Origin of the sequence: Enterobacter sp. HMSC16D10, assembly GCF_001807145.1 — a bacterium.
GTDB classification, from domain to species: domain Bacteria; phylum Pseudomonadota; class Gammaproteobacteria; order Enterobacterales; family Enterobacteriaceae; genus Enterobacter; species Enterobacter roggenkampii.
In genome coordinates this window covers 45,740-66,833 of sequence record NZ_KV787859.1, presented here as the reverse complement: position 1 = coordinate 66,833, position 21,094 = coordinate 45,740, and the positions used below count along the sequence as shown (strand labels likewise).

Here is a 21,094-nt window from a genome sequence, read left to right as displayed (position 1 = left end):
CCGGGAAGGAGGGAGTGACCATCTCATTAAATATTCTCGTTTGCGGGATAAAAGTGACCTGACGCAATATTTGCGTTTTGATGCTTATTGATAATGTTGTCACAAAAAGTGAGGGTGACTGCATGGATAAATTACTTGAGCGTTTTTTACAGTACGTTTCGCTGGATACCCAATCTAAGCCGGGTGTTCGCCAGGTGCCGAGCACCGAAGGCCAGTGGAAGCTATTAAATCTGCTTAAAGAGCAGCTTGACGCCATGGGGCTGGTCAACGTCACGTTAAGCGAGAAAGGCACTGTGATGGGAACGCTGCCGGCGAATGTCCCGGGCGACATTCCGGCGATTGGCTTTATCTCCCATGTCGACACCTCTCCGGATTTTAGTGGTAAACATGTGAACCCGCAGATTGTTGAAAACTACCGCGGCGGCGACATTGCGCTGGGGATCGGTGATGAAGTGCTCTCGCCCGTGATGTTCCCGGTGCTGCACCAGCTGCTCGGTCAGACGCTGATCACCACCGATGGTAAAACGCTGCTGGGGGCGGATGACAAAGCGGGCATCGCGGAGATCATGACGGCGCTGGCGGTGCTGAAGGGCAACGATATTCCGCACGGCGATATCCGCGTGGCCTTTACGCCGGATGAAGAGGTCGGCAAGGGCGCGAAGCACTTCGACGTGGACGCCTTTAACGCCCAGTGGGCCTACACCGTCGACGGTGGCGGCGTCGGTGAGCTGGAGTATGAAAACTTCAATGCCGCGTCAGTCACGATCAAAATTGTCGGCAACAACGTTCACCCAGGCTCTGCCAAAGGCGTCATGGTCAACGCGCTGTCGCTGGCGTCGCGTATTCATGCAGAAGTCCCGGCGGAAGAGAGCCCCGAACAGACCGAAGGGTATGAAGGTTTCTATCACCTGACCAGCATCAAAGGCACCGTGGACAGCGCGCAGATGCACTACATCATCCGCGATTTTGACCGTAAAGCCTTTGAGGCGCGCAAGCGCAAGATGATGGAGATCGCCAAGAAGGTGGGCAAGGGCCTGCATCCTGACTGCTATATCGAGCTCATCATCGAAGACAGCTATTACAATATGCGCGAGAAGGTGATGGCACATCCGCATATTCTCGATATCGCCCAGCAGGCGATGCGCGACTGCGATATTGAACCGGTATTAAAACCGATTCGCGGCGGTACCGACGGTTCTCAGCTGTCGTTTATGGGACTACCGTGCCCGAACCTGTTTACCGGTGGCTATAACTACCACGGTAAACATGAGTTTGTGACGCTGGAAGGGATGGAAAAGGCGGTGAAGGTGATAGTGCGGATAGCTGAGTTGACCGCTAAACGCTAAAAAATGCCCGGTGACGCTGCGCTTACCGGGCCTACATTCGGATCGTAGGCCGGGTAAGGCAAAGCCGCCACCCGGCAATGAGGCAAGGAGTGCCCATGTCAAACTACCGTCGCCATTACGTCCCCGGTGGCACCTGGTTTTTCACCGTTAACCTGCAAAACCGTCAGAGCGATTTGCTTACCCGCCATATCGATAACCTCCGTTCCGCCACCTCAACGGTTAAGCGTGCGAAGCCCTTCACCATCAACGCGTGGGTTATTTTGCCTGAACATATGCACTGTATCTGGACCCTACCGGACGGGGACAGTGATTTTTCCGCCCGCTGGCGGGATATCAAAAAGACATTCAGCCGCAGCATCGACATGCGCTATATCTGGCAGCCACGATTCTGGGAGCACACTATCCGCAACGAAGAGGACTACCGGCGGCATGTGGATTACATTTATATCAATCCGCTGAAGCACGGCTATGTGGGTAAAGTCAGCGACTGGCCGTACTCAACGTTTCATCGGGACGTGGCTGAAGGGTTGTATCCGGTGGATTGGGCAGGAGAGATTGAGGATTTTGCCGCGGGGGAGCGGCGATAAAAACGCCCGGTGGCGCTACGCTTACCGGGCCTACGATCCAATTGTAGGCCGGGTAAGGCGAAGCCGCCACCCGGCAAATATCACGACTTAGTCCTCAAAGAACCAGTACCCGCTGTTGACCAGCGCGGCCAGCATCGCGAGGAAGGACGGGTCTTCCAGCGCATCGCCAAAGGTATCCGCAGTCAGCACCAGATGGCTGGCAATCGCTTCCAGCGCCGGTCGGTGCGGTGAGTCCAGCTTCTCGCCGTTGACGAACACGTCCTCACCAATGCGCAGCACGCGCAACCCGCCCAGGCGCGTCAGCTTGTCGCCTTGCTGAAGCGCATCGTAAATCTCGTCCGCCTGATAAGGCGGCTCCGGTGGTGCAACGTCCAGCTCGTGGCGGGACTGGCTGATGAACTCGCCAAACCACTGACGGAAATGTTCCGGCTCGTTGATGAGATCCAGCATCATGCCACGCAGCTTATCCAGCTCCGCAGGCAGGATGTCTGCCGGGTGCTCACGCGCAGGCACGTCGGGATCGCTGTAACGATAGCTGCCCAGCTCGCGCTGCAGAACATAGTCGGCAAATCCGCTGATCATCTCGCGGCCGCTTGGCGCGCGGAACCCGACGGAGTAGTTGAGGGAGTTCTCCAGGGAGTAGCCTTCATGAGGGAATCCCGGCGGGATGTAGAGAATGTCGCCCGGCTCCAGCTCTTCGTCGATAATCCCTTCAAACGGATCAACCTGAAGCAGGTCCGGATGCGGGCAGTGCTGCTTCATCGGCACTTTTTCGCCCACGCGCCAGCGGCGGCGGCCCGTACCCTGAATGATGAACACATCGTACTGGTCCAGATGCGGGCCCACGCCGCCGCCCGGCACGGAGAAGGAGATCATCAGATCGTCCATGCGCCAGTCGGGCAGGGCGCGGAACGGACGCATTAATGCGGCCGTTGGCTCGTGCCAGTGGTTGACAGCCTGTACCAGCAGCGACCAGTTGTTTTCACCGAGATGATCGTAGCTTTCGAAAGGACCGTGGCTAACCTGCCATTTCCCGTCCTGGTGGCTGACCAGGCGGCTGTCGACTTCGTTTTCCATGGCCAGACCGGCCAGCTCGTCAGGCGAGATAGGGTCGACAAAATTGCTGAACCCGCGTTTCAGAACGACCGGGCGTTTTTGCCAGTAACGTTCAATAAACTCGGGCCAGTTAAGCGTTAAGTGATAATCCATATTTTTTATTCCGCAGGCTCTTACTGACTCGGATTATAACGGAAGCTCAGCCCCCCGGCTGCGAGATCCTCGCATTTTTCACATAACGGGTTAACTATCGTTCGATGTGGGCTGCTGGCGACCAAAAATGACCTCCATTCGCGCGCCGCCCAGCAAACTTTCGCTGGTTTCGATTTTCCCGTCGTACTGGTCGACAATCTCCCGGGCGACGGCTAATCCAACGCCCTGGCCAGGACGTAGGGTATCGGCGCGTTGACCGCGATCGAACACCACATCACGTTTATTGCGCGGGATCCCCGGGCCATCATCCTCCACGATGATATGCAGTTCGTTATCCGTCTGGCGCGCCGACACTTCCACGAACTCCAGACAGTATTTGCAGGCGTTATCCAGCAGGTTGCCCATCACTTCCATGAAGTCATTTTTTTCACCCACAAAGCTTATCTCTGGCGAGATATCGAGGCTGATATTCACCCCTTTACGCTGATACACCTTGTTGAGGGCGGACGTGAGGTTATCCAGAAGCGGGGCGACCGGATGCAGCTCGCGGCTCAGCAGGGCGCTGCCGGAACGCATGCTGGCGCGGTGGAGGTAATAGCCAATTTGCTGGGAAATACGGCTGATCTGCTCCAGCATCACCGGCTCGGCATCGTCGACGCTCAGCTTCGAACTGCGCATGGAACGCAGGGTGCTTTGCATCACCGCGAGCGGGGTTTTCAGGCTGTGGGTCAGATCGGTAAGCGTCGTACGGTATTTATCATAGCGTTCGCGTTCACTTTTCAGCAGGCGGTTGAGGTTACGCACCAGGCTGGTGAGCTCGCGGGTGGTTTCCGGATTAAGCTTTTCGCGATGATGTTCTTCCAGCTCGCGAACCTCTTTCGCCAGTGATTCAATGGGGCGCAGGCTCCACCACGCCGCTATCCACAGCAGCGGGATCACCAGCAGCAGATTTGCCGCCAGAACGTAGATGAACCAGCTCCAGACCATATAAGAACGCTTCAGCTCGACCGGAATGGTGTCGATCACCACGATGGTCAGCTGCGGCATGTTTAGCGTCGCCGGATAAAGGTTAATCGCAACGGAGTGCGTCATCTCCGTTTCCGCGTCGTCGGCGCGGATCTCGTTCAGCTTTTGCTGCAGGGAACGATCTTCACGGATCAGCGAGCTGGTGGTGTTGAGATCGGCTTCAATTTCGTGAAACCCGTTGGTTTTAAGCCACTCCGGACGAATGCTTTTGACCAGCCACGGAATGTCGCGCTGCGCCCACAGCAGCTTCCCCTTTTCGTTGTAAATCAGGGCGAGGGTGGGGCTTTGCTGATTAAGGTTTTCCGGCATTTCGACGGTGATTCGGTTGTCTTCCCATTTCGCCAGGGTATAAAACAGATTGCTTTCGCCGCGTAAGAGACGAAAGGTCGTTTTATCGAAGCTGACGCTGTACCCCACCAGGGCGACCATGCCGTAGGAGAGCGACAGCACCAGCACCACCGCAGCCGTTGCCAGTAAAAAACGAACCCGCAGTGAGAGGGGCAGAAGATGACGCAAAATCCGTCTCATTTAGCGTAATTCAAACAGGTAGCCCTGACCGCGGACGGTGGTAATCACATCCTGCGGGTACTGGGCCTGAATTTTCTTACGCAGTCGTCCCATCAGCACGTCAATGGTATGGCTCTCGCGCAGTTCAGCGTCAGGGTAGAGCTGAAGCATTAAAGAATCTTTACTCACCACCTTGCCGCTGTTGCGGATCAGCGTTTCCATAATCGTATATTCGAATGCGGTCAGCTTGATGACTTCATCGTTAATTGAGAGCTCGCGGCGGGAGAGATCGACCTGGAAAGGCGGGATAGAAATAACCTGCGACGCCAGCCCGCTGTTGCGACGGAGCAGCGCCTGCATGCGGGCCGCCACCTCTTCAATATGGAACGGCTTAGTGACGTAATCATCTGCGCCCGCGCTGAGCACTTCAACCTTATCCTGCCAGCCTTCACGGGCGGTCAGCACCAGAACCGGCAGGGAAACATCGTGGCTGCGCCAGCGACGAATCAACGACAGGCCGTCTTCGTCAGGCAACCCTAAATCGACAATGGCGATATCCGGCAGGTGTTCATTGAGATAATAATCGGCTTCTTTTGCATCTTCAGCATCGTCCACCTGATGTCCCATCTCCTGAAGCTGAACCTTCAGGTGATGGCGTAGCAATGCGTTATCCTCAACAACCAGTACGCGCATCATCTTTTCTCCCAGAATAAATAGTATGAATAGTTTAACGCTGATTATGTTGCTGTGGGGATAAACATTGAGTAAACCGGGGAAAAGCAACCCCCTTTCCGGGCGGAAAGGGGGGAGAGGAGATTACTTCAGCTCGTCAACCATGGTGATGGCGCGGCCAATGTAGTTCGCCGGAGTCATCGCCTTCAGGCGGGTTTTCTCTTCTTCCGGCAGCGCCAGGCCGTCGATAAACTGCTTCATACCTTCGGCATCAACGCGTTTGCCGCGGGTCAGCTCTTTCAGCTTCTCGTACGGTTTTTCGATGCCGTAACGACGCATCACGGTCTGAATCGGCTCCGCCAGCACTTCCCAGTTGTGATCCAGTTCGTCCAGCAGACGATCGCGGTTCACTTCCAGCTTGCTCACGCCTTTCAGCGTGGACTGATACGCGATCAGCGCGTAGCCGATGCCCACGCCCAGGTTACGCAGTACGGTGGAGTCGGTCAGGTCGCGCTGCCAGCGGGATACCGGCAGTTTGCTCGCCATATGCTGCAGCACAGCGTTCGCCAGACCCAGGTTACCTTCGGAGTTTTCGAAGTCGATCGGGTTCACTTTGTGCGGCATGGTGGAAGAGCCGATTTCACCGGCGATGGTTTTCTGCTTGAAGTGGTTCAGGGCGATGTAGCCCCACACGTCACGATCGAAGTCGATCAGGATGGTGTTAAAGCGCGCGATGCAGTCAAACAGCTCCGCAATATAGTCGTGCGGCTCAATCTGGGTGGTGTACGGGTTCCACTGAATGCCCAGCGAGGTCACGAACTCTTCGCTGAACTGGTGCCAGTCCACTTCCGGATACGCGGCGATGTGGGCGTTATAGTTACCGACCGCGCCGTTGATTTTGCCCAGAATTTCAACCTGTTCCAGCTGACGGTACTGGCGCTCCATACGGTACGCGACGTTCGCCATCTCTTTACCCATCGTGGATGGGGTGGCTGGCTGGCCGTGGGTACGGGAGAGCAGCAGAATGTCGCGGTATTCCACGGACAGCGCTTTCACCGCGTCGATGATTTTACGCCAGTAAGGCAGCACCACCTCTTTGCGCGCGGTGGAGAGCATCAGCGCATGAGAGAGGTTGTTGATGTCTTCGGACGTACAGGCGAAGTGGATGAACTCAGACACGGCGTGCAGCGCAGGAACGCTTTCCACTTTCTCCTTCAGGAAGTACTCAACCGCCTTCACGTCGTGGTTGGTGGTGCGCTCAATGGTTTTAATGCGCGCGGCGTCTTGTTCGCTAAACTCGGCAACGATTTTATCAAGGTAATCGTTTGCCTTTTCGTCAAAAGCAGGAACTTCCTTGATTGCTGCCTGGGCGGCCAGCTTTTGCAGCCAGCGTACTTCAACCTGAACACGGAACTTCAGCAAACCATATTCGCTGAAGATCCCGCGCAGCGCGCTGACTTTATCGCCGTAGCGTCCATCGACAGGGGATACGGCGGTCAGTGAGGATAATTCCATAATTCGCAACTCCGGGAGGTTAACAATGAGCAAGAATTTGTTTTGCCTGAGTGGTCAGGCGATTACGAGAAAACATTAGCTGCAGGCGGCCACCGCCAACCTGGTGCCACAGCACGGCGGCACGGATCCCTGCCAGCAGGGAGGCGCGTACTTTTGCCTGTACCTGCGGGCTTTGCAGCACGGCAGGGGAGCCGGTGACCTGAATCCGTGGGCCCAGCGGGCTGATGACGTCAACATAAATGCCGGCCATGGCGCTCAGCAGCGTGTCGGACTGCAGGTCAAAATGGTCAAGCTGACGCTGTAACCCGGCAATGCGATCGCCCAGGGTATTAAGCGCGCCTTTTGCTGCGCTCAGCTTACGCTCCAGCACCATCAGGCTCAACGTGTAGCGGGTCAGCTCTGCGTTTAACCCCTGACGGCTGCTGGCGTTAAGCACGCCAAGCAGGGTTTCAAGACCGAGACGAAGATTGGTTTCACTGCCACCGAACACGCCCAGGGTCGAACCGGGGTTGAGGTCGATAACGCTATTGAGTGAAACGTGCAGGGCATCAGCGTCGCAATGACCCTGATGCGCCAGCTGTTGCACCAGACGGGCTGACTGGCAAATTCCCGCCAGCGCCAGGGTGATGTCATAGTAGTTCTTCGCCACACGGTCTCCTTTATGTGTGCAAACGCTGTTAAACAGCGGGCAGCGGCAGGCGCTGTTCAATGATCCCGCCGCCCAGGCAGATTTCGCCGCTGTAGAAGACAGCGGACTGACCCGGGGTGACGGCGGCGACCGGCTCGTCGAAGCGCACGTCAATGCGGTCGTCATCAAGCGCGGTAACGGTGCAAGGAATATCGGTCTGACGGTAGCGTGTTTTCACCGTGCAGCGCAGCGTGCCTTTCAGCGGCTCACGATCGACCCAGTGCAGCTGCTGCGCGATCAGGCCAACGGACATCAGACGCGGATGGTCATGGCCCTGAGCAACAACCAGAATATTGTTTTCGACATCTTTGTCGACCACGTACCACGGCTCTTCGCTACCTTCTTTCGTCCCGCCGATACCCAGGCCTTTACGCTGGCCTAAGGTGTGGTACATCAGCCCCTGATGCTGGCCAATCTCTTCCCCGTCGACGGTGACAATTTTACCCGGCTGTGCGGGCAGGTAACGTCCGAGGAAATCGCGGAATTTGCGCTCGCCGATGAAGCAGATACCCGTAGAGTCTTTTTTCTTCGCGGTGATCAGGTCCAGCTCTTCGGCGATTTTACGCACCTGCGGCTTTTCCAGCTCGCCGACCGGGAACAGGCTCTGGGCGATTTGCTCGTGGCTCAGCGTATAGAGGAAATAGCTTTGATCTTTGTTGCCGTCCAGACCGCGCAGCAGCTGGCTTTTACCATTCACGTCTGCGCGACGCACGTAGTGACCGGTCGCAATGTAGTCTGCGCCCAGATCTTCCGCGGCGAATTCCAGGAAGGCCTTAAATTTGATCTCTTTGTTGCACAGAATATCCGGGTTCGGCGTACGGCCCGCTTTGTACTCTTCAAGGAACAGTTCAAATACGTTGTCCCAGTATTCTGCGGCAAAGTTAACGGTGTGCAGTTCAATGCCGAGCTTATCGCACACGGCCTGCGCATCGGCGAGATCCGCTGCGGCAGTGCAGTATTCCTCGCCGTCATCTTCCTCCCAGTTCTTCATGAACAGGCCCTCCACCTTATAGCCCTGTTGCTGTAACAGGTAGGCGGAAACGGAGGAATCGACACCGCCGGACATGCCGACGATCACTTTTTTCTGGCTGTTATCTGACATGGAATACTCACGACATTGAACTTCAAGGCGGCGTATTCTATCACGCCCCCCCACCATTGGCACCCTCTGTAAACGGCCAGTTAAATGCGCCGATGACATCCAGCGGCAGGCGTGCGCCTGACTGCCAGCAGCGAATGCTTTCCGCAACCAGCGGCGAGCGCAGGTTTGGCGCGTTCAGGATCTCGTCGGCGGTGACCCACAGGCAGCGGTCGATATCGTTATCCTGCGGTTCAGTGGCGCACGTTTCGCTAAGCTCAACGGCAAATAAAAAACGCAGGAACGGTGTGCTGTCGGGCGCAATCCACTGGTGCATACGGATGAAGTGCTGGGGCTCGGCGTGAATACCGGTCTCTTCCCACAGCTCGCGTTTTGCCGCCTGCAGGAGGGTCTCATTGGCTTCAAGGTGCCCGGCAGGCTGGTTCCACAGCGCTTTGCCGTTAATGCTCTCTTCGACAACAAGGAATTTCCCCCGGGCGTGGACCACGCAGGCAACCGTGACATGAGGTTTAAACATAGTGACTCCTTAAGAGGTAACGTCCCGCCATTCACCGTTTGCCAGCGTTTCCAGGGTGTAGTTACCCATGGCGTAACGAATCAGGCGCAGGGTGGGGAAGCCGACGTGTGCGGTCATGCGCCGAACCTGACGGTTGCGGCCTTCATAAAGGGTGATTTTGAGCCAGCTGGTCGGAATGGATTTGCGTTCGCGAATCGGTGGATTGCGCGGCCACAGCCACTCCGGTTCATTCACGCGTTCAATACCTGCCGGCAGGGTGGGACCGTCGTTGAGCGCGACGCCTTTGCGCAATTTTTCCAGCGTCTCATCATCCGGCTCGCCTTCTACCTGGACGAAGTAAATTTTGCCGGTGCGTTTCCCCGGCTGTGTGAGCTTCGCCTGCAGCGCGCCGTCGTTGGTCAAGACCAGCAGGCCTTCGCTGTCGCGGTCCAGACGCCCGGCCGCGTAGACCCCCTGAACCGGGATGTAGTCCTTAAGCGTGCTGCGCCCGGCTTCATCGGTGAACTGCGGCAAAACATCGTAGGGTTTATTGAACAGAATCACCCGCTTTGGCTGGGTTTCTTGCGGTCGTCTGGCGGCTTGTCGCGAGCTGAATCGCTCAACCCGGTGTTTTGTAAAAGAAGTTTTCTTCATGGTATTTTCAGGCGTTATCAATTGCCGCATTATAGCCTAATAACGAAGACCTTTCATGGCGTCGGACAATCAGGTACTATCGAAGGGCTCATTACAATTTATTAACATAAGATCAGTAACAACCAGAAGCGCTCGAAGGAGAGGTTAATGGAAAGCAAAGTAGTTGTTCCGGCGGAAGGTAAAAAGATCACCCTGCAAAACGGCAAGATTAACGTTCCTCACAATCCGATCATTCCATTCATCGAAGGTGATGGTATCGGTGTAGACGTTACCCCGGCAATGCTGAAAGTGGTTGATGCCGCTGTTGAGAAAGCCTACAAAGGCGAGCGTAAAATTTCCTGGATGGAAATTTACACCGGTGAGAAATCGACGCAAGTTTATGGCCAGGACGTCTGGCTGCCAGCCGAAACGCTGGACCTGATCCGCGACTACCGCGTTGCTATCAAAGGCCCACTGACGACGCCAGTTGGCGGCGGCATCCGTTCCCTGAACGTGGCACTGCGTCAGGAGCTGGACCTGTACGTCTGTCTGCGTCCGGTTCGTTACTATCAGGGCACCCCAAGCCCTGTTAAGCACCCAGAACTGACCGACATGGTCATCTTCCGCGAAAACTCAGAAGACATCTACGCGGGTATCGAATGGAAAGCGGACTCTGCTGATGCAGAGAAAGTGATTAAATTCCTGCGCGAAGAGATGGGCGTGAAGAAAATTCGCTTCCCTGAGCATTGCGGTATCGGCATTAAGCCGTGCTCCGAAGAAGGGACCAAGCGTCTGGTGCGCGCGGCCATCGAATATGCGATCACCAACGACCGTGACTCTGTGACCCTGGTTCACAAAGGCAACATCATGAAGTTCACCGAAGGCGCGTTCAAAGACTGGGGCTACCAGTTGGCGAAAGAAGAGTTCGGCGGTGAGCTGATCGACGGCGGCCCGTGGCAGAAGATCAAAAACCCGAACACCGGCAAAGAGATCGTCATTAAAGATGTGATCGCCGATGCGTTCCTGCAGCAGATCCTGCTGCGTCCTGCGGAATACGACGTGATTGCCTGTATGAACCTGAACGGTGACTACATCTCTGACGCCCTGGCAGCTCAGGTTGGCGGTATCGGTATCGCCCCTGGTGCGAACATCGGTGACGAGTGCGCCCTGTTCGAAGCTACCCACGGTACTGCACCAAAATACGCAGGTCAGGACAAAGTGAACCCGGGCTCTATCATCCTGTCCGCAGAGATGATGCTGCGTCATATGGAATGGTTCGAAGCCGCAGACCTGATCGTCAAAGGTATGGAAGGCGCGATCAACGCGAAAACCGTCACCTATGACTTCGAACGTCTGATGGAAGGCGCTAAGCTGCTGAAATGTTCAGAGTTTGGCGACGCGATTATCGCGAACATGTAATCCAGATTCTGGGTTAAACAAGAACGGGAGCCTGATGGTTCCCGTTTTTTTTGCCTCTGCCCGCGGGAGACAACCCGATGTTAGCCACTGTCCTTATCACTGTCGTTGCACTTATTCATCTCTACATTCTTGTGCTGGAAATGTTCCTGTGGAATACCAAAACAGGGCACAAGGCCTTTAATCTGCGTCCTGATTTTGCACGCGACACCCGCGTGCTGGCGGCGAATCAGGGTCTGTATAACGGGTTCCTGGCGGCGGGCCTGCTGTGGAGCCTCTGGCTCGGCGAAAACGGGATTCAGGTGGCCATCTTCTTTCTGACCTGCGTGCTGATCGCCGGGCTTTTTGGCGCAGCCACCGCCAGCCGAAAAATTTTGTACGTGCAGGCCATTCCCGCGCTCGCTGCGCTGCTTGCGTTACTCATCTGAAGCAATGCTTTGGTTGAGATAATGCGTCCGATATACTCGTGACGTTACCTTTATTGACCAGAGACGAGACTGTTATGCACAACGATATCCCCCTGAAATATTATGATATTGCCGATGAGTACGCGACGGAGGCTGCAGAGCAAGTCGCGGAATCAGAGCGCGACGCGCTTGCACACTATTTCCAGCTGCTGCTTACCCGCTTAGCGAATAATGAGGAGATCAGCGAGGAAGCCCAGCAGGATATGGCCACAGAAGCCGGGATCCGTGCGGGTCGCATTGATGATGTTGCGAACTTCCTCAATCAGTGGGGAAATGAATAGCCTGCCTCAAAAACCGTTATGGTGATGCTTTGCGATACAGCTCAGCATCACGCTATCGGACCACATGCATTTTTTCCGCAGAATAGGCGAAGCGGGTTTATCGACAAGCAGCGCGAAAATAACGATCAGAAAAAAGAGTACTGCTGGAAAAACTAAGGATAATTTCACGTTTTTAACCAAAATAAGAGTGTGCTTCAGGGTAATCTACCGTCTGAATATGACGACTATATGTTTTGGCGGAAAAAATGGAAACGTCCGAGTGTAAAAAAACGAGCAGGACAGGCTTCATGTTAGGGGGCGACGCCGGTGAGTCGCTTCGCCAGCTCGCTCCGGGTGAGTGCTTTTGAAAAATACCATCCCTGGATCAGCGCGTCGGGATATCTGTTCGCAATAAAGCGATACTGAGTTTCATTTTCCACGCCCTCGAACACAAGGGTTTTATTCAACTTCGCGAGGGCATCGCTGAAGATAACAAAGATGTTTTGCTTATAATCTTCGCTGATGCCATCCACCAGCGATTTGTCAATTTTGATTTCATCATATTCAAGCTGCGACAGCCGCGCCAGATTTGAATTTTGCACGCCGAAATCATCGATTGAAATTTTAACGCCAAGCGATTTTAGTTCCTGGCAGAATCCCTCAAGGATATCCGCCGCGGAAACGGCTTTCTCAGAAAGCTCGACCTTCATCAGGGAAAGGGGAAGGTTGTTGACTAAGCACTCGCGACGCAAAATGTTAATAAACTGTCCGTCTTCAATTTCTTTCCGCCCAACGTTGATTGAAACGATCAGCTGATGCTTAATCGCCAGCGGGGCAATTTCTGAGAGAGATTTACCGATAACATTGCCATAATATCTTTTATACAGCCCGATTTTCTTAATTAATGGGATAAACAGCTCCGGCGAGACGTCTCCGTGTTTTTGATCGCGCCATCGCGACAGAACTTCCACGCCCACGATTTTTTGATCGCGAATGCGAATAATGGGCTGGTAATTAACGCTGAAGGTATTTGTTATCACGGCTTTGATCAGCGTACGTTCCAGCGAAAAACGGTCTTCATGGATACGGAAGACAAATAACGTTATCGCGACCCAGATAAAGTAGAGAATGATCGCGAGAAACGTCAAGATAAACGGGGGTAACGAGGCCAGTCCCGCATCGTGATGTTTTACAATCACGCATAAATCCCACACGGCGCTGCACTGTGTAATGGTCAGGGTGAACAACGTGGAGTGCAGCCAGCTCCGCGCTCGCAGGTCGGGGGCAGCCGAAAAAAAGATCCGGCCAAAGTCCTTTGTGGTGGCACTCAGAGAATAGCTTGCGGTAACCGGGGTGAATTTATCGTAAGCATAGCGGGAAGTGAAGATAATAATATTATTATAAATGGCCGCATTGCCCGTGAAAAAGTCTTTTCTTGAAAACTGCGCGAGGAGAAAACCTCTCGGCGTTTTATGCAGTTCCGCAGGAAGTGGAACGGGCGTCGCGAGTTTACCCCAAAAAGCGGTACAGACAATGTTTCCTTTTTCAATAAAACCGATATCCCCGAAATAGAGGTTGTTAAGCTTTATTTGTCTGTAGCTATCCAGGCTGGTTTTATCACACCCCTGCGTCGTTATGCTTTTAAGGCCCAGCGCCACGTTTTGGGACAGATTTTCGGAATAATGTAAAAGGGTCCGGGATATTTCAAGCTGTTTGGTTTTTTGCTGACCAAGGATAACCGCATTGACCGCATAAAGAGACAGGATGACCAGAAGCGTTGAAACGATCGCAACGGCAATGCGCTTTTTCATTTTCCGGTTATCCTGTCCGCTCCCTGAATTCATAAATCTTAACACAGCCTGGGCAAGGCACAAGCCTGATAGTCACGCCGGGTGAGCAAATTCGGGCGGGTGAACTCATACGAAAGCATCAGTTTTTTAAGACAATTCTCAGCTAAGCTATTTTCATTGCGATCGGCAACGTCAGGTAAACCACGGGTTCTTCTTTCAGATCCTTCATGCTTGTTTATTCTATTAAGGAAAACATCGTGCGCAACGTGATGATCCCTATTCTCAGTGCCCTGTTTCTTTTTCTGATCGGCATACTGATTATTAACTGGCAGTTATGGCAGATGGCGAAAATGAATAACGTTCATACCGCCACGGTAAGCACCCAGAAAATAGAAAGCATTTTGTCGGAAGCCGTCAGTGCGGCCAACACGGCGAAGCGCGTTGCGGAGCAGGGGTGTACCAGCAGCGGGCAGCTGGCGCTGGGGACAGAAGCTGCGCTAAAACCGCATCTGCGCGCCATCATGATCCAGCAGCAGGGGCAAATCATCTGTACATCCCTTCCGGGGAATGGCGTATTGATTGTTCATCCGGAGACGCTACCTGAAAAAGAATTAATGCTGCTCCCCGGTAATCGACTGGTGAACGGCATCCCGGTACTTGTCTTCCAGATGCCCATCGTGGGCGGGCGCATCATCGTCAGCGTCAGCGATGCGCATTTGCAGGACGTCATCGCGAATGCATCAAACAGCGTTGACCTGCGGTTGGTTGTCGGCGAAAGCATGTTTACGCGCAACGGTGACGTGACCGGCTGGAAAGCGGCCTCGTGGACGGGTTCACTTACGGCATCTTCGCAATTCCCCTTCAGTCTGGCCTGGCAACCGCCTGCCTTTTTTAGCCTGACGCGGCTACTGCACCAGGGCTGGAGCCTGATACTGCTGATTCTCGCGCTATCCCTGGCGGTGGGCATTTTGATCCGCCGATACAAGGGAAAAAGCACCACCTTTGAAGACGATTTGCGTAAGGCCATTTTGCAGGGAGAGATCGTGCCTTATTATCAGCCGATCGTGAACGGGGACACCGGCGGGTTATACGGGGTTGAAGTCCTGGCAAGGTGGAAGCATCCAAAGTCTGGGTTTATCCCGCCGGATGTCTTTATTCCGATTGCTGAACGTAGCGGGTTGATTATTCCGCTGACCAAAGGCTTGATGGCGAAAGTGGTCACACAGCTTAAGCCGCTGTTGCCGAAGCTACCGGATGGGTTCCATATCGGAGTGAACATCAGCGCCAGACACATTGATGCCCCTTCCTTCATCGGTGACTGTCGTCTCTTCGGCAAGGGGTTTCAGGGTAAAGCCGTGAAGCTGGTTCTCGAGGTGACCGAGCGTGAACCGTTGATCGATAATCCTCATCTGGTGGAAAACCTCAACGCGCTGCATAACGCCGGTTTTGTCATTGCACTGGATGATTTTGGTACGGGGTATTCCGGGCTGTCATGTCTAAATGCGCTTGCCATAGATTATATTAAAATTGATAAAAGCTTTGTTAACCGGGTTTCTGAGGAGAAGGACTCAACGATCCTGCTGGACTGCGTTATTGACCTGGCGAAAAAACTCTCATTGCGTATCGTGGCCGAAGGTGTAGAAACGAAAGAGCAGCTGGAGTATCTCAACCGTAATGAAATTACCCTGTTGCAGGGGTATTATTTTGGTAAACCCGTCTCCTATATCGATTTTATTAAAGTCATTTTATCTAAGCCCAGGGAGGCCGTGATGCTGTAAAACGTCAGGCGCTGTAAAAAAATCAGGAATAGAGCGGGTTGCCTGGCGGTGAAACACAAAATAAAGACGAGCTTCTGTTGTATGCTTAAGTGCAATTCATTTTCCTCTTATCCTGAGCTTTGTTACAGTGACAAGAGTTGTCAGCCAGGGATATCAGGCGTGATAAGGTGGAAAAGCTCGTGCATGTGAAAAATACTTTTTACACAACAACCATTACCGTCATCATTGTCTCATTGATCATCTCGCTGGCGCTTGCCGTCCAAATTGCCACGTCCAGACAGCAGTCAATCCAGCAAATTAATACCAGCGTCGCTAATCTTAGCCACACCCTGGATGTTTATACTGAAGGGATCATGCGCCAGAGTGAAATGTTAATTACTACCGTTTCCGACATAATCGAAATTTATGGCATGACCCCGCAGCAGGCGACCAATATTCAGCACATGATCCATAATCAGGATAACCTTCTTACCCAGATTAATAATGTGGTTGTTTACAATGCTCAGGGCGATATCTTCACCGCGCTGCATGAAAGTTTCACGGGGCCGCGCAAAGGCTCGGACAGAGAGTTTTTTATCTATCACCAGGAAAATAAAACTCAGCAGGTCTTTATTGGGGAGCCGGTGGTAAGCAGAACCAATGGCAAATGGGTTATCACCCTCAGTCGGCGCCTTGAAACCCAGTCCGGGGCATTTAACGGTGTCGTGGTGGTGACGCTCGGTATTGAAAATTTTCTGGCACTCTACGGGCAGATTAATATCGGCCACTCGGGCGTCATCGGCTTAACGACGCAATCAGGCGTGCTGCTGGTCCGTTATCCCTTTAAAAATACCTATATCGGCACGATTGTTTCTGATTCACCGCTCTTCAGGAAATATCTCAAAGTACAAAATACGGGGATAGCCAGCTCCATCTCGCGGTTTGATAAAATCGAACGCATTTATGCCTATGAGAAAAACAGACGCTACGGACTGGTCACCACCGTGGCGGTTAGCATTGATGAAGCCCTTGCCCCCTGGCGCAAGCAGGCGATTCAGCTGGCAGTACTCATTTTCGTGTTCACGGCGATACTCATCGTCGCGTCATACTTCCTCTATTCCGACCTGTCCCGTAAAACACGGGATAACAAAGCGCTGAAGATTATTGCCTCAGAAGATGCGTTGACCGGGCTGTACAATCGCCGCGTCTTTGATGAAAAAATCCTCTCGGAAATTGCTACGTGCGCCGCGCATGACGCGCCGATTTCGGTACTGATCGTGGATGTGGACTACTTCAAAAAATACAACGATAACTATGGTCATCCTGAAGGGGACCGGTGTCTGGCAATGCTCGGAAACAGCCTCAGGGAGAGCCTTACCCGTGATAATCAGCTTGTGGCGCGCTACGGCGGAGAGGAGTTTGCGCTGATATTGCCGGATGCGGATATTCAGGAGGCACTTCGTCTGGCCCAGACGATTATTCGCAATGTGTTCTCGCTGCAAATCGCTCATGCCTTTAGTCCCTTCGGCCGGGTGACGGTAAGCGTCGGAATTTCCACCGCCCGTGCCGTCGACATTGCAGGCAGCCAGCAAAATATCATTATTGCCGCAGACCAGGCGCTCTATCAGGCGAAACGCGCGGGACGTAACCGGTACGCGTTTGTTGGGGTATGAGCAAAAAAAAAAGCCCACTCAGGAGTGGGCAAGAAATACTGGAAGCAATGTGAGCAATGTCGTACTGAATACTTGAGTGTTTCTCTCAACTATTCAGTGTTGAGAAAGATAATCTTTCTCAACAAAAGATGCAACCCCACAGTTTCTGTGGCCCGTACATTTTTTTGATGAATAATTCCCCACTCTCTCATTGTGATGCTTATCACAAATTTCCTTTCTGGAATCCTGTGCTATTCTTTTTTGTGTCGTTGATTTAATGACAAAAACCATACAGAGAGGAAAGTTATGGGAATTTTATCCTGGATTATCTTTGGGCTTATTGCGGGTATTCTGGCGAAGTGGATCATGCCGGGCAAAGATGGCGGTGGGTTTATCGTCACCGTAATACTGGGTATTGTCGGCGCGGTAGTCGGCGGCTGGATCAGTACGCTGTTCGGTTTTGGCAAGGTCGATGGCTTTAACTTCGGCAGTTTCGCCGTCGCGGTGATCGGTGCGCTGGTTGTTCTGTTTATCTACAGAAAGATCAAAAGCTAAGGTCTGAAAGCGTTGAAAAAGGCTGCCAGATGGCGGCCTTTTTACGTACTGGCGTTTACCACCAGCCAAGCTGCGTGCCGGCAAACGCCGCGATGGCAACGATCAGCATAATGACGGTTGTCTTCCGCATTTATGCCCCCGGCGCCGCGTAACCGCCGACAAAAAACCACGCTAAAAATACCACCGCCGTTATAAATATAACGACCGGGAAGAGGATCCCTATTCTCATACCATCACCTGTTTCGGTTTCTGTAACGCCGTAGAGTGTACGGGGTTAATCCATAGTGAGAAAGCGTGATTTGCTTTTTCCTTTCTTATCCTGATACATCGCGACATCCGCAGCGCGTAACGCGCTGTCAGGATCGGTTGCGGCAGGGTCCACTTCGATCACGCCGAAGCTGGCGCCCGGATAAATAATATGAACGCTGCCCAGCCAGTATTCGCCAGCGATGCAGGCGCTGAGGCGCGTTTTGAGCAGCGTAAGCTGCGCGTTATCCCCGTCCTGGTGGGGCTGGCTTAGCGACGCCACCAGAAATTCATCCCCGCCCAGACGACCGATAATATCGTCCTGCTGTTTCTCTTCCGTCAAACGCTTGCCCACTTCTATCAGGAACTGGTCGCCAGCCTCGTGGCCGTAACGATCGTTAATCAGTTTGAAATCATCCAGATCGATGAATGCGATGATGGCGTTACGCTTAAGATGCCGGGCCAGAGAAAAGAGGGTGGTCAGATCTTCAAAAATGGCGCGACGGTTGGGTAAACCGGTAAGGGCATCCGTATAGGAGTGCGCGATGAGGGCCGCATTGGCTTCGCGAAGCTGGGTGACCAGCGACTCTTTCTGAATGGACTGGGCGATCAGCCCGGCGAAGAGCTTCAGAACCTGTTCGCCGCGCTCGCTCAGCGGCTTTCTGGCCGTGCTGGTGGCACAGAGCGTTCCGTAAAGTGAACCATCCGCAAGATGGACAGGAATACTCATGTAGGTGGTAATGCCAAGTGCTTTCGCAGCTTCGCACTCGGGCCAACGCTCGGGCACGTCATTGCTGAATATCGTGTCACTATCCAGCGCGCGCTTGCACAGCGTCTCATCCCATGGGACGCTCAGCCCCTCCGGAATCGTCATCTGCTTGCTGTTGCGGGCGTAGAGGATGTGCTGCAGCCGCGCTTCGATATCCACCTTCGTCAGGTAGGTCGACTCCATGTCGGTAACAATCTCCAGCATCTCCAGCAGCTGGCGAACGAGGCTTTCAAGGGATTGCTCGGTGGCAAGGGTTTCTGAAACGCGAGCGAGGATAAGATCCGACATGACGTAGAATGACTCCCTGGCAGAAGACGTCTGCATCTGCATGTTATGCTGAATTTTTAGGCTTCAGACATAGTAAAACATGAATACATAAAATTTAATATATGCAGGGGGCGGGCAGCAGGCGAGAAAAAAAGCCCCGTTGTTGAGACCGGGGCAAAGACATCTTGATTACGGAATGATGTTCTCTGGTCATATCGAGAACATGCCACACTATAGTGCTGAAAAGTGCAGTTAAAATGGAGAAATCATGGAGAACGTGGCGATGACCCGTTACCCTTAGACTCTGATGACGTCAAAAGGATCAATGAGATGAGATTTCTGCTTCTGGCGCTGGCGCTTCCCCTGGCCGCCTGCACCGCCAAAACCACGCCACCTGATGCACCGAAACCGCCGCACGTTATCGGTATGGCGAACCCAGCTTCCGTCTACTGTCTGGAGAAAGGCGGGGAACAGGTCCCGGTTCAAAGCCCGCAGGGCGTGCGTACCGAGTGCAAATTACCGGGCGGCGAAGTGATTGATGAATGGACGCTCTATCGTCGCGACCATCCGCAACCCGCCAGGTGACAAAGTAATATTGCCTGCGATACACTTCTCTTTAAGATTATTCTTAGCCAGTTCCTGGCGTTCGTTATCGTGAGAGAAGTATGTTTCAGCTAAAACCGGGCAGCATGGCGATGATCGTTGGCGCCCGCACGGCGTCAGGCCGTCGCAATATTGGTAAATCCGTTGAGCTGTTTGGCCTTTGCCAGCCTGGCCTGCGTTTTGTTAACCCGGTCAACGGCGTGATGACGCAATTACCGGTCACCGCAGATCGCGCGCTTTGGCTGGTGACGGGTGATGTCTACGCCTTTGACAACCAGCACGGCTTTGCGTTTGTCCGCGCCGAACATCTGATGCCGCTCACCCCGGATGAAGCGCCGCAAATTCTGGATGAACTGACGATCGGCTGATCACAGATGGCGCAGCCAGTCGGCTAAGACCAGGGCGTGATTTTGCTCCGTGTTTTTGGCAGCAAAGAGCAGGGTGACGGTCTGCCTGCGCGCCAGCGTCGCCAGACGCACGCCCTCGTCAGCCTGCTGCGCCAGCTCTTCCCGATAGGCCTGACTGAAGGCGGTGAAATCAATCGTGTCGCTGTGAAAGGCCTTGCGTAATTCATTCGAAGGCGTGAGCGCTTTACACCATTCGTCATACGCGAGATCCGTTTTCTTCAGCCCGCGCGGCCACAGCCTGTCCACCAGTATCCTATAGCCGTCGTCAGGGCTTGCCTGTTCGTATACCCGTTTGCACTGAATCATGATTCCACCCTCCCAATTTAAGGTATTGTGATAATTGCAAAAGATCGGTAGTCTGAGGTTCCTTATGTTATCTGATAATACTCTGGCATAAGGAACCTTTCATGGAACACCTCCCGGTTAAAACAACGCTGCGCATTGCGCTGGTTGGCGATTACAATCCCAATGTTATTGCGCATCAGGCTATCCCGCTGGCCATTGACGACGCCGCTGCAGTGCTTGACCTCACCGCCGATTACGACTGGCTGGCCACGACGGAGCTAACAAGCGCTGAAGATCTGGTGGGCTACGATGCCATCTGGCTGGTTCCTGCCAGCCCCTATAAAAACACGGCGGCCGCTTTTATTGCCGCGCGCTACGCCCGTGAGAACGGCATCCCGTTCCTGGGCACCTGCGGCGGGTTCCAGCATGCGCTGATTGAGTATGCCCGAAACGTGCTGGGCTGGGCTGATGCGGCACACGCTGAGACGGATACCGAAGGCACCATGGTGATTGCGCCGCTGACCTGCTCGCTGGTGGAAAAAACGGATGCCATTGAGCTGCGCAATAATACGCTGATCGCCAAAGCGTACGGCAAGCCCGAAATTGAAGAGGGGTATCACTGTAACTATGGCGTGTCGCCGGCGTTTGCGCAGGCGCTGGAAAGCGGTGATATGCATGTGACGGGCTGGGACGATCGGGGTGAAATTCATGCCGCGGAGCTGGTGACGCACCCGTTCTTCGTGATCACCTTATTCCAGCATGAACGTGCCGCGCTGGAAGGACGCCCGGTCGTGCTGGTGCAGGCGATGCTGCGCGCAGCGCGCGGGTAAAAAAGGCAGACC

General features: G+C 53.8%; 23 protein-coding genes. 11 read left to right on the top strand and 12 right to left on the bottom strand.

Going from position 1 to position 21,094, the window contains the following annotated elements:
• Positions 1 to 122: 122 nt before the first annotated feature.
• Entirely contained in the window at positions 123 to 1,346 is a 1,224-nt protein-coding gene (pepT, locus tag HMPREF3143_RS07780) for a peptidase T (protein WP_023343774.1), read from the top strand.
• Positions 1,347 to 1,441: 95 nt separating this feature from the next.
• Positions 1,442 to 1,933 (top strand): REP-associated tyrosine transposase, encoded by a 492-nt coding sequence (locus HMPREF3143_RS07775; RefSeq protein WP_069598132.1) that lies wholly within the window; start codon positions 1,442 to 1,444, stop codon positions 1,931 to 1,933.
• An 87-nt stretch (positions 1,934 to 2,020) separates the two neighbouring features.
• Here the strand turns inward: HMPREF3143_RS07775 and HMPREF3143_RS07770 are convergent, their stop codons facing one another.
• The 8 genes from HMPREF3143_RS07770 to rluE all read right to left on the bottom strand — a co-directional run bounded on the left by HMPREF3143_RS07770 (position 2,021) and on the right by rluE (position 9,829).
• Positions 2,021 to 3,142 (bottom strand): ribosomal protein uL16 3-hydroxylase, encoded by a 1,122-nt coding sequence (locus HMPREF3143_RS07770; protein WP_025911765.1) that lies wholly within the window; start codon positions 3,140 to 3,142, stop codon positions 2,021 to 2,023.
• 90 nt (positions 3,143 to 3,232) lie between these two features.
• The gene (phoQ, locus tag HMPREF3143_RS07765) at positions 3,233 to 4,696 is read right to left on the bottom strand and encodes a two-component system sensor histidine kinase PhoQ (protein WP_008500759.1); all 1,464 of its coding nucleotides are present in this window, start codon (positions 4,694 to 4,696) and stop codon (positions 3,233 to 3,235) included.
• A complete protein-coding gene (gene phoP, locus HMPREF3143_RS07760) occupies positions 4,697 to 5,368 on the bottom strand; it encodes a two-component system response regulator PhoP (protein WP_025911763.1) in 672 nt (223 codons plus the stop codon).
• A gap of 123 nt (positions 5,369 to 5,491) precedes the next feature.
• Positions 5,492 to 6,862 carry an adenylosuccinate lyase gene (gene purB, locus HMPREF3143_RS07755; protein ID WP_070532502.1) on the bottom strand — a complete coding sequence of 457 codons (1,371 nt, stop codon included), beginning with the start codon at positions 6,860 to 6,862 and terminating at the stop codon, positions 5,492 to 5,494.
• 19 nt (positions 6,863 to 6,881) lie between these two features.
• On the bottom strand, positions 6,882 to 7,511 hold the full coding sequence (gene hflD / locus HMPREF3143_RS07750; RefSeq protein WP_008500756.1) for a high frequency lysogenization protein HflD: 630 nt from the start codon (positions 7,509 to 7,511) through the stop codon (positions 6,882 to 6,884).
• A 28-nt stretch (positions 7,512 to 7,539) separates the two neighbouring features.
• The gene (gene mnmA, locus HMPREF3143_RS07745; RefSeq protein ID WP_070532499.1) at positions 7,540 to 8,652 is read right to left on the bottom strand and encodes a tRNA 2-thiouridine(34) synthase MnmA; all 1,113 of its coding nucleotides are present in this window, start codon (positions 8,650 to 8,652) and stop codon (positions 7,540 to 7,542) included.
• Between the two features lie 40 nt (positions 8,653 to 8,692).
• Positions 8,693 to 9,166, bottom strand: coding sequence for an NUDIX hydrolase (locus HMPREF3143_RS07740; RefSeq protein WP_032651463.1), 474 nt, complete (start codon positions 9,164 to 9,166; stop codon positions 8,693 to 8,695).
• 9 nt (positions 9,167 to 9,175) lie between these two features.
• A complete protein-coding gene (gene rluE / locus HMPREF3143_RS07735) occupies positions 9,176 to 9,829 on the bottom strand; it encodes a 23S rRNA pseudouridine(2457) synthase RluE (protein WP_025911754.1) in 654 nt (217 codons plus the stop codon).
• A gap of 117 nt (positions 9,830 to 9,946) precedes the next feature.
• Between rluE and icd the strand changes: the two genes are divergently transcribed.
• The 3 genes from icd to HMPREF3143_RS07720 all read left to right on the top strand — a co-directional run bounded on the left by icd (position 9,947) and on the right by HMPREF3143_RS07720 (position 11,942).
• Positions 9,947 to 11,197 (top strand): NADP-dependent isocitrate dehydrogenase, encoded by a 1,251-nt coding sequence (gene icd / locus HMPREF3143_RS07730; RefSeq protein WP_023292761.1) that lies wholly within the window; start codon positions 9,947 to 9,949, stop codon positions 11,195 to 11,197.
• Between the two features lie 77 nt (positions 11,198 to 11,274).
• Positions 11,275 to 11,622 carry a DUF1304 domain-containing protein gene (locus HMPREF3143_RS07725; RefSeq protein ID WP_008500751.1) on the top strand — a complete coding sequence of 116 codons (348 nt, stop codon included), beginning with the start codon at positions 11,275 to 11,277 and terminating at the stop codon, positions 11,620 to 11,622.
• A 74-nt stretch (positions 11,623 to 11,696) separates the two neighbouring features.
• On the top strand, positions 11,697 to 11,942 hold the full coding sequence (locus HMPREF3143_RS07720) for a DUF2543 family protein (RefSeq protein WP_008500750.1): 246 nt from the start codon (positions 11,697 to 11,699) through the stop codon (positions 11,940 to 11,942).
• 290 nt (positions 11,943 to 12,232) lie between these two features.
• Here the strand turns inward: HMPREF3143_RS07720 and HMPREF3143_RS07715 are convergent, their stop codons facing one another.
• Positions 12,233 to 13,732 (bottom strand): EAL domain-containing protein, encoded by a 1,500-nt coding sequence (locus tag HMPREF3143_RS07715; RefSeq protein WP_070532496.1) that lies wholly within the window; start codon positions 13,730 to 13,732, stop codon positions 12,233 to 12,235.
• A 236-nt stretch (positions 13,733 to 13,968) separates the two neighbouring features.
• On the opposite strand from HMPREF3143_RS07715, the gene HMPREF3143_RS07710 reads away from it, so the two are divergent.
• From HMPREF3143_RS07710 to HMPREF3143_RS07700, 3 genes are all read left to right on the top strand, one after another.
• Positions 13,969 to 15,489, top strand: a complete 1,521-nt coding sequence (locus HMPREF3143_RS07710) for an EAL domain-containing protein (protein WP_084832161.1) — start codon at positions 13,969 to 13,971, stop codon at positions 15,487 to 15,489.
• 179 nt (positions 15,490 to 15,668) lie between these two features.
• On the top strand, positions 15,669 to 17,141 hold the full coding sequence (locus HMPREF3143_RS07705) for a sensor domain-containing diguanylate cyclase (RefSeq protein ID WP_023292707.1): 1,473 nt from the start codon (positions 15,669 to 15,671) through the stop codon (positions 17,139 to 17,141).
• 285 nt (positions 17,142 to 17,426) lie between these two features.
• Positions 17,427 to 17,675, top strand: coding sequence for a GlsB/YeaQ/YmgE family stress response membrane protein (locus HMPREF3143_RS07700; protein WP_008500746.1), 249 nt, complete (start codon positions 17,427 to 17,429; stop codon positions 17,673 to 17,675).
• Between the two features lie 130 nt (positions 17,676 to 17,805).
• On the opposite strand, the gene HMPREF3143_RS25550 is transcribed toward HMPREF3143_RS07700, so the two are convergent.
• Together HMPREF3143_RS25550 and HMPREF3143_RS07695 are read right to left on the bottom strand one after the other, a co-directional pair.
• A complete protein-coding gene (locus HMPREF3143_RS25550; RefSeq protein WP_014883431.1) occupies positions 17,806 to 17,904 on the bottom strand; it encodes a YoaK family small membrane protein in 99 nt (32 codons plus the stop codon).
• 45 nt (positions 17,905 to 17,949) lie between these two features.
• Complete coding sequence (locus HMPREF3143_RS07695; protein ID WP_032675998.1) at positions 17,950 to 18,978, bottom strand: sensor domain-containing diguanylate cyclase; 1,029 nt, start codon at positions 18,976 to 18,978, stop codon at positions 17,950 to 17,952.
• 309 nt (positions 18,979 to 19,287) lie between these two features.
• On the opposite strand from HMPREF3143_RS07695, the gene HMPREF3143_RS07690 reads away from it, so the two are divergent.
• A complete protein-coding gene (locus HMPREF3143_RS07690; RefSeq protein WP_008500743.1) occupies positions 19,288 to 19,542 on the top strand; it encodes a putative hemolysin in 255 nt (84 codons plus the stop codon).
• 80 nt (positions 19,543 to 19,622) lie between these two features.
• A complete protein-coding gene (locus HMPREF3143_RS07685) occupies positions 19,623 to 19,928 on the top strand; it encodes a nuclear transport factor 2 family protein (protein WP_008500742.1) in 306 nt (101 codons plus the stop codon).
• Here HMPREF3143_RS07685 and HMPREF3143_RS07680 read toward each other — a convergent pair whose 3' ends face one another.
• Positions 19,929 to 20,273, bottom strand: coding sequence for a DUF488 domain-containing protein (locus HMPREF3143_RS07680; protein WP_023292705.1), 345 nt, complete (start codon positions 20,271 to 20,273; stop codon positions 19,929 to 19,931).
• Between the two features lie 101 nt (positions 20,274 to 20,374).
• On the opposite strand from HMPREF3143_RS07680, the gene HMPREF3143_RS07675 reads away from it, so the two are divergent.
• Positions 20,375 to 21,082, top strand: coding sequence for a CTP synthase C-terminal region-related (seleno)protein (locus HMPREF3143_RS07675; protein WP_070532493.1), 708 nt, complete (start codon positions 20,375 to 20,377; stop codon positions 21,080 to 21,082).
• Positions 21,083 to 21,094: the final 12 nt, after the last annotated feature.